Source organism: Streptomyces sp. NRRL S-1813 (assembly GCF_000719605.1).
Lineage (GTDB): Bacteria > Actinomycetota > Actinomycetes > Streptomycetales > Streptomycetaceae > Streptomyces > Streptomyces decoyicus.
On sequence record NZ_JOHB01000062.1, the window covers coordinates 1 to 13,844 of the forward strand.

The 13,844-nt window shown below is 66.9% G+C and carries 12 protein-coding genes, 1 tRNA gene and 2 pseudogenes; 12 read left to right on the forward strand and 3 right to left on the reverse strand.

The genetic code is table 11. From position 1 onward, the window contains the following. Positions 1 to 180 precede the first annotated feature (180 nt). From IF67_RS40665 to IF67_RS0137815, 6 genes and pseudogenes are all read left to right on the forward strand, one after another. On the forward strand, positions 181 to 615 hold the full coding sequence (locus IF67_RS40665) for a DUF6640 family protein (RefSeq protein ID WP_158713233.1): 435 nt from the start codon (positions 181 to 183) through the stop codon (positions 613 to 615). A gap of 333 nt (positions 616 to 948) precedes the next feature. Next, positions 949 to 2,115 (forward strand): IS30 family transposase, encoded by a 1,167-nt coding sequence (locus IF67_RS0137800; protein WP_078889891.1) that lies wholly within the window; start codon positions 949 to 951, stop codon positions 2,113 to 2,115. Positions 2,116 to 2,357: 242 nt separating this feature from the next. Further along, complete coding sequence (locus IF67_RS46465; protein WP_030993494.1) at positions 2,358 to 2,555, forward strand: hypothetical protein; 198 nt, start codon at positions 2,358 to 2,360, stop codon at positions 2,553 to 2,555. Continuing rightward, positions 2,555 to 3,290 (forward strand): annotated as a pseudogene (locus IF67_RS42610) (GntR family transcriptional regulator). The gene IF67_RS46465 and the pseudogene IF67_RS42610 overlap by 1 nt, the downstream one beginning before the upstream one ends. Positions 3,291 to 3,382: 92 nt before the next feature. Then, entirely contained in the window at positions 3,383 to 3,583 is a 201-nt protein-coding gene (locus tag IF67_RS42615; RefSeq protein ID WP_324608908.1) for a hypothetical protein, read from the forward strand. Between the two features lie 841 nt (positions 3,584 to 4,424). Continuing rightward, positions 4,425 to 5,639: a DNA cytosine methyltransferase gene (locus IF67_RS0137815; RefSeq protein WP_234341634.1), complete on the forward strand. Its 1,215-nt coding sequence runs from the start codon at positions 4,425 to 4,427 to the stop codon at positions 5,637 to 5,639. On the opposite strand, the gene IF67_RS40670 is transcribed toward IF67_RS0137815, so the two are convergent. Both IF67_RS40670 and IF67_RS40675 read right to left on the reverse strand, forming a co-directional pair. Next, entirely contained in the window at positions 5,626 to 6,441 is an 816-nt protein-coding gene (locus IF67_RS40670; RefSeq protein ID WP_030993501.1) for a hypothetical protein, read from the reverse strand. The genes IF67_RS0137815 and IF67_RS40670 overlap by 14 nt on opposite strands. Before the next feature lie 234 nt (positions 6,442 to 6,675). Continuing rightward, on the reverse strand, positions 6,676 to 7,656 hold the full coding sequence (locus tag IF67_RS40675) for an HNH endonuclease (protein ID WP_051819090.1): 981 nt from the start codon (positions 7,654 to 7,656) through the stop codon (positions 6,676 to 6,678). A 138-nt stretch (positions 7,657 to 7,794) separates the two neighbouring features. Between IF67_RS40675 and repSA the strand changes: the two are divergent. The 3 genes and pseudogenes from repSA to IF67_RS0137840 all read left to right on the forward strand — a co-directional run. Then, positions 7,795 to 9,084: pseudogene (gene repSA / locus IF67_RS39990) on the forward strand (replication initiator protein RepSA); the annotation flags it as partial. Continuing rightward, a complete protein-coding gene (locus IF67_RS0137835; protein WP_030993504.1) occupies positions 9,081 to 9,269 on the forward strand; it encodes a helix-turn-helix domain-containing protein in 189 nt (62 codons plus the stop codon). The pseudogene repSA and the gene IF67_RS0137835, both read left to right, overlap by 4 nt. Then, complete coding sequence (locus IF67_RS0137840) at positions 9,269 to 10,420, forward strand: tyrosine-type recombinase/integrase (protein WP_030993505.1); 1,152 nt, start codon at positions 9,269 to 9,271, stop codon at positions 10,418 to 10,420. Before IF67_RS0137835 ends, IF67_RS0137840 begins: the two co-directional genes overlap by 1 nt. 91 nt (positions 10,421 to 10,511) lie before the next feature. On the opposite strand, the gene IF67_RS0137845 is transcribed toward IF67_RS0137840, so the two are convergent. Next, positions 10,512 to 10,585: transfer RNA gene (locus tag IF67_RS0137845), tRNA-Thr, on the reverse strand. A 174-nt stretch (positions 10,586 to 10,759) separates the two neighbouring features. Here IF67_RS0137845 and IF67_RS0137850 point away from each other — a divergent pair. From IF67_RS0137850 to IF67_RS0137860, 3 genes are all read left to right on the forward strand, one after another. Beyond that, the gene (locus IF67_RS0137850; protein ID WP_030993506.1) at positions 10,760 to 11,896 is read left to right on the forward strand and encodes an ABC transporter ATP-binding protein; all 1,137 of its coding nucleotides are present in this window, start codon (positions 10,760 to 10,762) and stop codon (positions 11,894 to 11,896) included. Positions 11,897 to 12,125: 229 nt separating this feature from the next. Then, complete coding sequence (locus IF67_RS0137855; RefSeq protein WP_030993508.1) at positions 12,126 to 12,542, forward strand: hypothetical protein; 417 nt, start codon at positions 12,126 to 12,128, stop codon at positions 12,540 to 12,542. A 30-nt stretch (positions 12,543 to 12,572) separates the two neighbouring features. Further along, a complete protein-coding gene (locus IF67_RS0137860) occupies positions 12,573 to 13,301 on the forward strand; it encodes a nucleotidyltransferase family protein (RefSeq protein WP_030993511.1) in 729 nt (242 codons plus the stop codon). The last annotated feature ends 543 nt before the right edge of the window (positions 13,302 to 13,844 follow it).

Consider the following 13,844-nt stretch of genomic DNA (forward strand, 5'->3'; position numbering starts at 1 on the left):
CCCGTATTCCAGCGGCCGGCCGCGCCCAGCCGACCAGCCACCCGGCCACCCAGCCACCCGGCCCCCCGGCCCCCCGGCCCCCCGGAACGAATTGAAAGGCCTTTCCCAATGCGTAACTCCTCCTCGTCCGCGCCGGTTTCCGACGGAGTGCCTGTGCGGTCCGCCGTCAGGCCGCGCACGATGGCCGGCAAGGCACTGCTCTCGCTGGTCGCCGTCTTCACGGCCGTCTCGCCCTACCTCGCCGACTGGAACGACACGCACGTGCTCAATCCGCTCTGGCCCGCGCACGCCAAGTTCCACAACGGCCAGACGATGGCCATGGGCACCTTGCTCGGTCTGGCCACCCTCTGCTTCGCCTGGCGCCGCCGCGGCGACGCCGGTTCCAACCTGCGTGCCGCGATCACCTTCGCCGCCCTGTACTGGCTCAGCCAGGCGGCGGCCATCCTCTACCCGGGAGCCGCCTACTTCGACCCCCAGTTCGACACCCCGGACATGTACATCGCCGGTCTGCCCGTGCAGGCCGTCATCGAGATCGTCGCCTTCGCGCTGATCGCGGGCGCGGCCCTGCTCGCGCGTCCGGCACCGGCCTCCGAGACACCGGCGAGCAGCGACTGACCGCCCCCAGCAACTGCCCCCGGCCCCGCCCCGCCCTGCCCGGGGGAGCTCGACGCACCGCCGCCCCGTGCGCGACCGTCGGCGCACTGCCCCCAGCGAGGGGCCCTGGGGCGGCCACCTGGGGGGGAGCCACCCCGGGGGCAGCCACCCGGGAAACGTGGCCTGCCGCGCACACGGCCACGCCCCCGCACACCCCAGCCCGCCCGCCCGGGACGATCAGTCCGCGGCCGGAAGACCAGGCGAACCTCACTCCCCCGAAGTGTCGAGAAACGAGGGCACCCTCAAATGATCAACGCATCACGCACGGATGATCATGTGGTCGTGGAGGCACAGGTGCGTGACTACGGGTTTTCGCCGGCACAGCAGGATGAGATCTGGAGACGCTGGCGCGAGGGGCAGTCGTTCAGCTTGATGGGGCGGGCACTCGGGGCACCGATGCACCACGTCCGCCGGTTCCTGTACCAGAGCGGCGGCGTCCGCCAGGCCCCGCAGCAGCGGTCAGAGCGCCATCTGACCGGCGGCGAGCGCGAGGAGATATCGCGCGGCATCGCGGCAGGGGAATCCGCCCGGCAACTGGCCCGTCGGCTGGGCAGATCCGCGTCGACCGTCTCTCGCGAGATCGCCCGCAACGGCGGCCGGGACCGCTACCGGGCCGCGTCTGCCGACGCGGCCGCATACGCGCGTGGGCGCCGGCCCAAGCAGGCCAAGCTCGCCCAACGGCCTGCTCTGCGGGTTCTGGTGGAGGCCAAGCCGGCGCTGTGCTGGTCACCTGAGCAGATCTCGGGCTGGCTGCGACACCAGTTCCCCGGCGACGCCTCTCTGCAGATTTCGCATGAGGCGATCTACCTCTCGCTCTACGACCCGCGCCGGCGCCAGGCGATCGACCGCAGCCTCACCCAGCGGCTGCGGTCAGCGCGGCCCATGCGCCGGCCTGAGGTCGCCCGCCGGCCCACCGGGCGGGGCGTCATTCGGGGCATGGTGTCCATCAGCGCCCGTCCCGCCGAGGTTGAGGACCGCAAGGTCCCCGGCCATTGGGAGGGCGACCTCGTGATGGGCACCCGGCCCTCAGCGGTCGCGACGCTCGTCGAGCGCACCAGCCGCTACACCGCCATCGTCGCGCTGCCGGACGGAATCAAGGCCGAGCAAGTCGCGCCGCATCTCACCCGAAGCCTTATCGGCATCCCGCCCCAGTTGCGGCGGACGCTCACCTGGGACCGGGGCCGCGAGATGGCCGAACACCAGGCCATCACCGCTGAGACGGGCATGCCGATCTATCTCTGCAAGCCGCGAAGCCCGTGGCAGCGCGGCACCAACGAGAACACCAACCGGCTGCTGCGGCAGTACCTCCCCAAGGGCGCGGACCTCCGCACGTTCAGCCAGGCCGACCTGGACGCCATCGCCCACGAGCTCAACCACCGTCCGCGCAAGACCCATGGCTACCGCACTCCGGCAGAGGTCTACGCTGACCTCCTGAACAGCGTTGATGCACTGACCGCTTGAGCTCGCCCTCTGATGCCTCACCGTCAACAGCTTCGCGCGGCATACGCCAATGCCGTCCCCTACCAGTCGAGTTCCTGCCGAATCGGTACGCACTGCGAGTGCGCGCAGTCTTCCCCAGCTGCCGCTCCGATCGGCGTCCCCGTGTTCTACGAGGCGTGCAGCTGCGCCTGCCACGCGGTGGCCGGCGACCGTAATAGCCGGACGGAGGCGCCCCAGTGAACGGCTGGGCACCGGGCGGTGCAATGGCCGGCCCTGTCGAGATCACCTCGGCGAGCGTGCAACGCGGCGACGTCATCCAGATCGGCGGTCAACCGTGTCGCGTGACCGACCTCCTCCAGCTTTCTGGCGGAGCGAAGCGCCTGCGATTCGAGTCGGGCGAGTTGCTCACCATGCACTCGCGCACTCGGCTCGTAGCCCTGCGGACGCTGAGAAGGTGGTGATGCAGCCCGTGCCCTCTCGTCGCCACGTCATCGCCAACGACATCCGGGACAAGATCTCGACCGGCCGGATCAAGGCTGGCGAACGTCTCCCCTCCGAGGCGCAGCTCGCCTCCCGCTACGCGGTCAGCACGCCGACGCTGAGGAGTGCCCTTGCGGTTCTCCAGGGTGAAGGGCTCGTCGAGAAGATCCACGGCAAGGGAAACTTCGTCCGCTACCGCCGCAGAATCACGTACGTGGGCGGTGGTCAAGTGCTCAGGACGGAGTCCGCGTCGCGGTCAGGGTTACGTGTCAGCGTCCGCATCACCAACCTCCAGGCGCACGGGCAACTGATCGGCCTGCTAGGGGTGTCGGAAGGCAGCTCGCTCACGGAATTCCTCTGCCTCAGCCATGAGGAGGAGTCACCCCACAGCCTCGCTCGTATCTACATGCCTTGCGACCTTTCTCCAACCGGCGTTCCCACCGAATCGCCCTGCTGCCAGAGCGTTGAGGCGAAGTTGGCAGAGCTCCGCCCGCCCTTGGCCGAGGTTCGAGAACGAGTCAGCGCTCGCCCTCCGACGCCAGAGGAAGCGGCAGTCCTTCGCATTAGCTCGGCCCTGGCAGCTCGCGATCACACGCACTATGTCCGACCGCACGGGACGCGTGGTCGAGGCGGCGCTTCTGGTGCTCCCCGGGGACCGAGCCGAGGGCCTCTTCACCACCCACCACATGACCGACGAGAGGACAAGCGGAGGATGACGACCCACCACGAGCTGCGGCTCCTCCCGTGGTCAGGACCCGAGGGCAACCCCTGTTATTTGAGCACTGAGGGCAGCAGCTTACTGTCCCGCTTGGCTGACAGCACCGAAGCGGTGCAGCTGGAATCGGCAGCGGAACTCCTGGGGCACGCGCTCGAAGCACTCGGCGACGAGGAGACAGCACCGAGCGAGCTGCGGATCCTGGCGATGGACATGACTGGAGCCCTGCGTGACGTGCTTCGTGTAGCAATCAGCCGCGGTCACCGCCTGCCGCTAGCAGATCCTCCGGCTTAAGAAGGAAGTGACGAGGGCCCTCAGCTGCCGGCGGCGGCGTTCGGCTAACGCGACACGTGCAGGGGAGCCCCAGATTGAGCCTGGGGCCCCCTGCTGTTCGAGTGGGCCTATTTACGCTGGCCAGATGACTAAGGGGCCCCGTTGCTAGGGCTTCAAGCCGCAAATGGGCCGTGGCACAGGGGGCTTCCTAGCCATCGTCGTCGGAGCCAGCGGAAGGAGGACTCCGAGACGGAACTCCTGCCGAGCGAGAGGACGGATCATCGACCCTCGGATCCTTCCGGCATCAGGCCGAACCGGTCTGCGCATCCGGAAAGACCGCCGACTGGTGGGACAGATACCAGCGTCCGCCTGCGTTGCCAGCTACGCCCTGCTTCCGGAGGTAGGAGAGGCTCGCGCTCACAGCATCCGGCGAAGTGGAGGTCCCGTCTTCTGCGAGTCTGCCGACGATCTCGGTTCGAGTGAGAGGACAAGGCGCTTCGGCGAGGATGGCGCGTACGGCAGGTGTGATGCGAGCCCTACGCCCGGCAGGAGCTGCCTGGACTGACTCGACGTTCGGCGTTCTCGGACTAGAACCGCCCGTCATACGAGCCAAAGACAGGGACAAACCGTACTCTTCGTCTCGCAGTCGTTGGAGCTGCTCGGAGGTGGCCGCGATCTCTCGCCTGACCTCGGCCAGCCGCAACCCTAGCGCTTCCACCCCATTCACCCACCTGAAGCTACCAGGCGACTGGACCAAGGCGTCGCCTACCTCCTTGACTTGACTTGACTTGAGTTCTTGGTGTCGCGTACCCTCATCGAGGTTCAAGGAAGGTGTCGAGGAGTGAGTGCGAGGAGAGTGCCGGTGGGCCTTCAGGTGAGCCGCGTTGTGGATCTTTTTTCCGGCGGTGGAGGCATGAGCTGCGGTTACCACGCGCACCCTGCGTTCAAGCTCGTCGGCGCCGCAGACGTTGAAGTCGGGAAGCCCAGCACGGGCCACGGTGCGATCGGGTGCAATGACACCTACGCGGCCAACCTCGGGGTGGATCCGCTGTCCGTCGATCTTTCGGCGATTTCGGCAGACGAGTTGGCGGAAAGCCTGCCGGCGAACGTAGATGATCTCGAAGTTCTCTTGGCCTGCCCTCCTTGCACCGGCTTCTCTCGGGCTATTTCGAAGAACTGGGCAGAGGACGATCCTCGGAACTCTCTTGTTGCCCGGGTCGCGGATCACGTGGCGCGGATGAAACCTCGGGTTTTCATGATGGAGAACGTCCCTCAATTGCTCAACGGCAATTTCCGCCATCACTTCACTGCCCTTCGGGATAACCTTCAGGGCATGGGCTATAAAGTTCACGCTTCATCCCATGCCCTGTCGCGCTTCGGGTTGCCGCAACAGAGGGATCGAGCTCTCGTTATCGCGGTGGCTTCTGACCTTCCGCTCTACACACTGGAAGATCTCTGGCGTGGGTACGAAGTAAGGCCGGAGGCCCTTACAGTGCGCCGGGCTATCGCGGACCTACCCAAGGTCGCCGCAGGTGCGACTCACCCGGACGACCCCAATCACACGAGTAGTCTACTTAAGGGTGAGTCGCTCGAAAGGATCGCGGCGATGCCTCACGACGGAGGTAGCTGGCCCGACCTCCTGGGGCGCCCAGACACGGAGAAGTACCTGATCCCTTCCATGTGGAAGGCAGTTGAGCGGGGTCGCCTGAATTCCTACAGCGACGTCTACGGTCGCATGGCTTGGGGCAAGCCCGCTCCCACCATTAAGCGCGAATGCTCGCATGTCGGGAACGGGCGGTACTCCCATCCTGAGCAGGATCGCCAGTGCACGGTGCGTGAGCTTGGCATCTTGCAGGGGTTCCCATCGGACTACCGATTCGTCGGCAGTAGTCGTAAGAACTTGTATCGCCAGATCGGCGATGCGGTTCCCCCTCTGGTTTCTTACCAGCTTGCCTGGGTTGCGCAGTGGATTCTGACCGGCGAGAAACCAGATCTGGAGCAGGCGGTTCTACCGAATACTTCGCTGCACGTGGATGATTTCGTTGCTACGGAAGCAGCTCAGCTCACGCTGGTGTAAAGAGCGTCAGCTCGTCGGTATCCGGCTTTGACACAACCCATGAGCCGTGACGAATGCAGTACTTCGCCTGATACCAGAGTCGAACCTTTTCCACGCTGGAGTCCAAGAGTATCCGGAACGCCTTGTCTCCATTGGTTGGGTGAAGAAAATCCGCGCCAAAGCTAATTCCCGACTTTCCTCCTCGATCCTTCTTGGCGAACATCTCAGGAGTAGCCGAGGTGAAGCAATCGAGCAGGATCTTTTTGGGCACCTCCTCCAGGGTATAAACGAAGCTGTCTGATCGCGTTTCCGCGCGCAGTATCAAGATTCGGTCGTACCCATCCATGTGCCGGGGGAGACGTTCACGAACCTCGGCGGCACATACGTCGGCCGTGGTCGCCTCTCTGACCCAGCGAGCCTCGGAGAATTTCTCGATCTTCACTTGAGAAGGGCTGAGCCCCTTAGCAGCTTCCGTCTTCAGTGACCATCGCTCGTCGTTGCCGAACACGTCGTAGGCGGACTCGCCCGGTGCCGGGTTGAGGTCAGCCTCCTCGTGCCCTTGAGCGATGAGACATCGCTTCATCGCGTACTCAAAGGGCTTCTTATTGAGCGGCGCCTCGTGATTCGAGTGATGCAGGCTCAGGAGGTTGGACATTTCTTCGGCGAACGATGCATCTACGATGCCGGCGCCAGTGCCCGAGATGAACTGGACAGGAATGTGAAGGCTCTTGACCATTGATGCCACGGTCTCAAGCTGCCGCATCGAGAGGGCATCGAGCCCACTGATGATCTCTTCGGTGACTTGGTCACGGTCGCTACGCATGGGCTGAGACTACGATCAGCGGCGCCCCTTCGTCGTCGAAGTGGACCTACGGACGCCCCCACAGGCCCAGGCTAAGAAGGGGGCAGGCGCCTAGACTTGGTGACCGGCTCGACCTGCTGCTATCGCCTGGTGGCGGATTCTGCCGCGGGGCCTCAGCGATGCAAGGAGCTGTGCGGTGACTTACAGACCACCGACGGCTGCACCTTCACGGGAATGCTCTTCTCCGACCCTCAGTTACCACGTAGCGGTGGTCACCGCAAAGTGTTCCTTGACCACGTCGATGTCCAGTGCGTGATCTTCCGGAACGTGCAGAGAGTTGCCTTCCAACGCACTGTATGCGCTGTACCCGAGGAGACTCGGTGCAACGCGGACCAAGAGCCCAGGGGAGATGGTCAACAGTCCGCTGTCGAAGAGGCGATGGACGTCCGCGCGCAGCAAGAGTCCCTCCTCGACCCGGTGCCGCTCCGTCGTAGCGAACGGCCGCAGGTGAGCTGCCTCGAGTACCTCCGCCGGCGCCGAACCTGTCACAGCACAGATCAACCCGTATCGAGCGACCAGGGCGTTGCGGAAAGCGTTCTGCCCACGTCGAACCGCCGCTGTTGTCCGTCGTCGGCCTCCCGGCAGCTCTAACGGATGTTGGCGGGAGGTGCCCGATACGCTCCCTTGGTGTGGAAAACGTACGCCTCGGGCGGTCACAGCGTCGAGAGTCCGTACACGGTCCATGGCCTTGATTGACTGCTGGTCGGACTTACTGAGACTGAGTCCGGCCAGTTGCGCCTTATCCAGGCAGCCTTCAAGGGGTTGCCAGGTGCCTCCGTAGTGAGCCCGGTAGGCGGTGACTCGTATCGTCTCCACCTTCGGCGTGTCGAATGCGTTGCCACAGGGACTGCATCGGAAACGGGGCTGCTCTGTAGTCCGCTCCTTGAAGCCCGTGCTTCCGCAGTAAAGGCATCGGCTACGGAGCTTCTGTTGGTCGGGTAGCACCTCCAGCTCCTCCACGTAGCCGACGCCCAAAGCTTCACGGCTGTTCCGCACTACCACCAGGTCACCCACTGCAACCCGGCGGTAGTTGCCCACGGTTGAGTCGTAGCTGTAGGACTCCTCCACCACATCCTCATAGCCAGCGTTCCCCTGAAACTGCCGTTCCTCGCCCGCGATCAGAAACGACCAAGCGGCGCCGCCTGCGGCAGCTGCCGCGATATCCACCCCATCCATGGCGGGAGCATACGACCCCCTCCGACACCTGAGCTCGGAATCACGGATCGTCTACGCAAGGGCACCCTGTGAGCTGCGAGAACCCGACGCTGGGGGCTGCCACCGCCTCCCGCACGATGCCTGTCGCTGAGCGCTCACCGCACCGGCGGCTGCTCCGACCCGATCCACCTCACCGGCTGGACCCTCGCCAAGGACCGCACGTCTGGCGAGACCCTGCACCACTACTCGACCGCGTCCGAACCCGGCGGCCGACTCCGCCTCGCCTGCGGCAACCGCCGCGCCTCCCGCTGCCCCGCCTGCGCGTGGACGTACGCCGGGGACACCTACCACCTCATCCGCTCCGGACTGGCCGGAGACGACCGCCGCGACATCCCCGCCACCGTCCGAGACCACCCCCGCGTCTTCACCACCCTCACAGCGCCATCCTTCGGCCCAGTCCACAACCGGCCCGACCGAGGCGCCTGCCGCTGCGGCACACAGCACCGCACAGACGATCCGGCGCTCGGCACCGCCCTGGCCCCCGAGACGTACGACTACGCCGCCGCCGTCCTGTTCAACAACCACGCAGGCGACCTCTGGCAACGCTTCACCACCCGACTCCGCCGCGAATTGGCCGCCCGGGCCGGCCTCACCCAACGCGGCCTCAAGGAATCGGCCCGCCTCTCCTTCGGCAAGGTCCCCGAGTTCCAGAAGCGCGGAGCCCTCCACTTCCATGCCGTGATCCGCATCGACGGACCGGACGGCCCCGGAACACCGCCGCCATCCTGGGCCAGCGCCAACCTCCTGACCGACGCGATCTACGCCGCCGCCGCGCACCCCTGCACCTCAGTCACGGCCCCGGCTGCCGGAGACCAGCCCACCCGGACCTTCCGCTGGGGCACTCAGCTGGACGTGCGACCGGTCAAGGCGTTCGGCGACGGCTCCGACATCACCGAACAGGCCGTGGCCTCCTACGTGGCGAAGTACGCGACCAAGGCCGCCGAGACCACCGGCACTATCGACCGGCGCATCGGCGAACTCACCGAACTGGACCGCCACCAGGTCCCCGCACACACCCGCCAACTGATCACCGCGTGCAAGTGCCTCGACCCGCTCTACCCGGACCGCCGCCTCTGGGCCTGAGCGCACATGCTCGGGTTCCGCGGCCACTTCTCCTCCAAGTCCCGCCGCTACTCGACCACCCTCGGCGAACTGCGCTCAGCCCGTGCCGACTTCCGTGCCGCCCAGGAACGAGAAGCCCTTGGCCTCGAACCCACGCAGCCGGACACCGTCCTCGTCCTGACCGACTGGCAGTACGCCGGCCACGGCCATACCCCCGGCGAAGCCGCACTCGCCTCCACCATCGCCCGCGACATCCAGACCAACCGCGACACCGCCCGCCAAGCCCGCGCCGAACTCCAAGCCGCAGAAGGAGACGACTGGACATGACTACCGCCACCGGCCAGCTGCTGACCGTGCCCGAGGTCATGGCACAGCTCAAGTTCGGCCGCTCCAAGGTCTACGACCTGATCCGCTCCAAGCGCCTCGTCTCGATCACCGAGGGCCGCTGCCGCCGCATCCCCGAGAACGCCCTGAACGACTACATCCGCGACCGGATGGAGGAGGCCGCCTGATGTCACAGCAGCGCAAGCGCAACCCGAACGGCGCCGGCACCATCACCAAGCGCAAAGACGGCCGCTACCAGTGCGCGGTCTACGTCCTCCAGCCCGACGGCACCCGCGCCCGGAAATTCGCCTACGGCAAGACCTGGGCCGAGTGCGACGCCAAGCGCCGCGAACTCCTCGCCAAGGTCGACAGCGGCGTCCCCGTCCCCACCCGCTCGGCCAAACTCGCCGAGTGGCTGCCGTACTGGCTGGACAACATCATCAAGCCGAACCGCAAGCGGACCACGTACGGCAAGTACTCCATGCACGTACGGCTCTACCTCGTTCCCCTGATCGGCACGAAACGACTGGAGACACTGGGGCCGCGCCACGTCCGGGTGTTCCTGTCAGAGGTCGCCCGCAAGTCCTCTCCGGCTACAGCCAAGGAAGCCCACCGCGTGCTCCGTACCGCCCTCACAGCGGCTACCCGGGAGGAGTTGGTCACGCGCAATGTCGCATCGCTCGTAGAGGCTCCCAAGGTCGTCAGCCGCGAGACGACGCCGTGGACGCTGGACGAGACCCTGAGGTTCCTGGAAGAAGCCCGGCGCGATCCGCTCTACGCGGCCTTCGTCCTCGCTATCGCCATGGGTCTCCGTCGTGGTGAGGTTCTGGGGCTGCGGTGGTCGGACGTGGACCTGGACGACCGTGTCATCCGCGTCAGCAACCAGATGCAACGCATCGGCGGCGAGCTGTATCAGGACACCACCAAGACCGGGAAGATCCGCCCCGTGCCGCTGCCCCTGATCTGCCTCGCCGCTCTCCGTTGGCAAAGGCTCCGGCAGATGGACGCCGCGGCAAAGCGGGGTGTCAAGCTCGACCCTGCCGGGCTCGTCTTCACCACCCGCTCCGGCCTCCCGATCGAGCCGCGCAACATGAACCGCTCCTTCGCCCGGCTCACCGCCTCCGCCGGCCTCCGCCCGATCCGCCTCCACGACGCCCGGCACGGCTGCGCCACCCTGCTCACCGCGGCCGGCGTCGCCCCTCGTGTGCTGATGGAGATCCTCGGCCACAGCCAGATCAGCATGACCATGGACGTCTACACCCACGTCGCCCAGGACACCCAACGGGAAGCGATCAACCACATGGACCGGCTCCTGAAGCGGCGGCTCGATCGTGCCTGACCCCGGCTGACCGTCCCCGTTGATGTCAACCGTAGATGTCAGAAGCCCCAGGCCATCACCGGCCCGGGGCTTCCTCCCTGTTCAAGCTCAGAGCCCCCTGTCGGATTCGAACCGACGACCTTCGCTTTACAAGAGCGGTGCTCTGGCCAGCTGAGCTAAGGAGGCGTGCGTGAAGCAGTGTACCCAGGCGCGCCGGATGCCGGTTCCCAATTCGTGACTGCCGGGCTACTGACACCGGGGGCCGCCGCAGGTAGCGTCACGGAGAGTCCATATCAGTGGATTACACCACTCCTTTTACTCGGATCGTCCGGCACGTTCCTGCCGGTGAAGGGATTCACCATGGCTACGGTCACGTATGACCAGGCAACCCGTATCTACCCGGGTTCCGACAAGCCCGCCGTCGACAAGCTGGACATCGCCATCGAGGACGGCGAGTTCCTCGTCCTGGTCGGCCCCTCCGGATGCGGCAAGTCCACCTCGCTGCGGATGCTCGCGGGGCTGGAGGACGTCGACGGGGGCGCCATCCGCATCGGGGACCGCGATGTCACCCACCTTCCGCCGAAGGACCGGGACATCGCCATGGTGTTCCAGAACTACGCGCTCTACCCGCACATGACGGTCGCCGACAACATGGGCTTCGCGCTAAAGATCGCTGGTGTGCCGAAGGCCGAGATCCGGCAGAAGGTCGAGGACGCGGCCAAGATCCTGGACCTGACCGAGTACCTGGGGCGCAAGCCCAAGGCGCTGTCCGGTGGCCAGCGGCAGCGGGTCGCGATGGGCCGGGCGATCGTCCGGGAGCCGCAGGTCTTCCTCATGGACGAGCCGCTGTCCAACCTGGACGCCAAGCTGCGCGTCCAGACCCGTACGCAGATCGCGGGGCTTCAGCGCCGGCTCGGCATCACGACGGTGTACGTCACGCACGACCAGGTCGAGGCCATGACGATGGGCGACCGGGTCGCCGTGCTCAAGGACGGCCTGCTCCAGCAGATCGACTCACCGCGGAACATGTACGACCGGCCGGCGAACCTGTTCGTGGCGGGCTTCATCGGCTCGCCCGCAATGAACCTCGTCGAGGTGCCGATCACCGACGGCGGTGTGAAGTTCGGCAACAGCGTCGTCCCCGTCAACCGTGAGGCGCTGTCCACGGCCGCCGACAAGGGCGACCGGACGGTGACGGTCGGAGTCCGCCCCGAGCACTTCGAGATCGTCGAGCAGAACGGCGCCGCCGCGAAGTCGCTGTCCAAGGAGTCCGCCGACGCACCGGCCGGTCTGGCCGTCACGGTCAACGTCGTCGAGGAACTCGGCGCCGACGGCTATGTGTACGGCACCGCGGAGGTCGGCGGCGAGGTCAAGGACCTCGTCGTACGGGTCAACGGCCGCCAGGTCCCGGCCAAGGGCACCCGGCTGCACGTCGTGCCGCGGGCGGGCGAGACGCATGTCTTCTCGACGTCGTCCGGAGAGCGCCTCACCGACTGATACGGGATGAGCGGCGCGTGAGAGCGACGCGTGAGAGCGGCGGCGGTAGCGGGTAGTACCCGGTACCGCCGCCGCTGCGTTGTCGGCCGCGCCGTAACGCCATCATGGGGACATAACCGCACTTTTCGTACCAGTGCGTCAACATCGAAACCGCACCGACGAGCCATTCCGTCCCTCGATAAGGTGACCAAATGTCGCCAAATCATCACTCCTCGCTACCATCTCGACCGTGAACTCCGCAGCCCGCCGCATCGGCAGAACTCTCGCCCTCGTCCTTCCCGTCGTCCTCGTGCTGTCCGGGACCCTCGCGGTCACCCGCGTCCCGTGGGCATCGACGGCCACCGACTCCCAGGTGCTGACCGCATCCTCCGGAAAGATCTCCACCAAGGCCGGGCGCCTCGCCCCCGAGGAGGCCCTGCGCAAGCGCCTCCTGGTCGAACTCCAGGAGAAGGACCCCGGCGTCGCCCTGACCCACCTCCAGGAGGCGACCACCAAGCGGCCCTCACTGGCCAAGCACTGCGTCTCCATCGCCCGTGACCTCGGCCGTGCCGCGGTCACCAAGTACGGTGCCGCACACCGCGCCCAGGCCTTCTCCCGCCCGGTCTGCGACACCTCCTTCGCCACCGGCGTCGCCGCCGCCCAGTGACCCCCGCTCGCACCGCATAGGGTGCGAACCATGACAGGTGCCCAGCATCAGTACCCCACGCAGGCCGTGGTCCTGGCCGGCGGCCAGGGCTCACGTCTCCGCCCGTACACCGACGACCGCCCCAAGCCGATGGTCGAGATTCCCGGCACCGGGACCCCGATCATCGGCCATCAGCTGAACTGGCTGGCCGAGGAGGGCGTCACGGACGCCGTCATCTCCTGCGGGCATCTCGCCGGGGTACTCCAGGACTGGCTGGAGCGGGCTCAACTGCCGTTGCGCGTCACGACCGTTGTCGAGACCGAGCCACTGGGCCGCGGCGGCGGACTCAAGTACGCGGCCGGCTCCCTCCCCCGCCCGCACGAGCCCTGGTACGCCACCAACGGCGACATCTGGACCCGCTTCCCGCTCCGTGAGATGGCCGCCTTCCACCACGAGCGCGACGCCGAGGCCACCCTCGCGCTGGCCCGCCCCCGCATCCCCTGGGGCGCCGTGGAGACCGACGCGTTCGGACATGTTCTGGACTTCATCGAGTCGCCGCCCTCGCCGTACCTCATCAACGCCGGCGTCTACGTCTTCTCCGCCGCCTTCACAGAGCTGCTCCCCGCCCGCGGCGACCATGAGCGCACGACCTTCCCGCGCCTCGCCCGTGAACGCCGGCTGGCCGGTTTCCCGCTCCCCCAGGGCTCCTACTGGCGCGCCATCGACACCGCCAAGGACCTCACCGAGGCCGCCGAGGAGCTGAACGCGCACGGGGGTTGAGGGCCCGGCCTGCTCCCCCCGGGGTGCTTCAGAGGCGCCAGGGCCCGTCACGCGACGCCCAGGGACGCCGTCGGGCCACGTGCCGGCCCACGTGACGGGGCGGGTTCGGGGGCCGCTCCCATAGGCGTTGAGCGGCACGCAAGGACGACACCGGCCGCATGACGGGACGAGTTCCAGCCCCGCCCAGGGGCGTTGAACCACCTGGGGACGTTGAACCGCCCCCAGGGCCGCGGAAGCGGCACCCGGCGCCTGCTTGCTCAATGAGCGCGCCCCGGGGCCGTCAAGGCCCCGAGGGAGCCCCCAGAGGCCCATCACGGCCCCCAAGGCCCGCCGTCCACCCCAGCGCCCGCCCCGCCGCCTTCAGCCACTCCCACCGCAGCGCCACCCCACCACCTCCCGGCACTCCCACCGCAGCGCCCGCCCCGCCGCCTCAGACACCCCCGCCCCATCCCCGTCGGACACCCCCACCACGGCCTGTCTCTTATACACATCTGACGCTGCCGACGAAGGCTTAGGTGTAGATCTCGGTGGTCGCCGTATCAT

What these genes read in the sequence shown, in the direction of transcription:
- IF67_RS0137860 (WP_030993511.1), top strand. Translation starts at nt 12,573, where the DNA reads ATGACAGGTGCCCAGCATCAGTACCCCACGCAGGCCGTGGTCCTGGCC.
- IF67_RS46465 (WP_030993494.1), top strand. Translation starts at nt 2,358, where the DNA reads ATGGCCGGCCCTGTCGAGATCACCTCGGCGAGCGTGCAACGCGGCGAC.
- IF67_RS0137840 (WP_030993505.1), top strand. Translation starts at nt 9,269, where the DNA reads ATGTCACAGCAGCGCAAGCGCAACCCGAACGGCGCCGGCACCATCACC.
- IF67_RS0137850 (WP_030993506.1), top strand. Translation starts at nt 10,760, where the DNA reads ATGGCTACGGTCACGTATGACCAGGCAACCCGTATCTACCCGGGTTCC.
- IF67_RS40665 (WP_158713233.1), top strand. Translation starts at nt 181, where the DNA reads ATGGCCGGCAAGGCACTGCTCTCGCTGGTCGCCGTCTTCACGGCCGTC.
- IF67_RS40670 (WP_030993501.1), bottom strand. Translation starts at nt 6,441, where the DNA reads ATGCGTAGCGACCGTGACCAAGTCACCGAAGAGATCATCAGTGGGCTC.
- IF67_RS0137835 (WP_030993504.1), top strand. Translation starts at nt 9,081, where the DNA reads ATGACTACCGCCACCGGCCAGCTGCTGACCGTGCCCGAGGTCATGGCA.
- IF67_RS40675 (WP_051819090.1), bottom strand. Translation starts at nt 7,656, where the DNA reads ATGGATGGGGTGGATATCGCGGCAGCTGCCGCAGGCGGCGCCGCTTGG.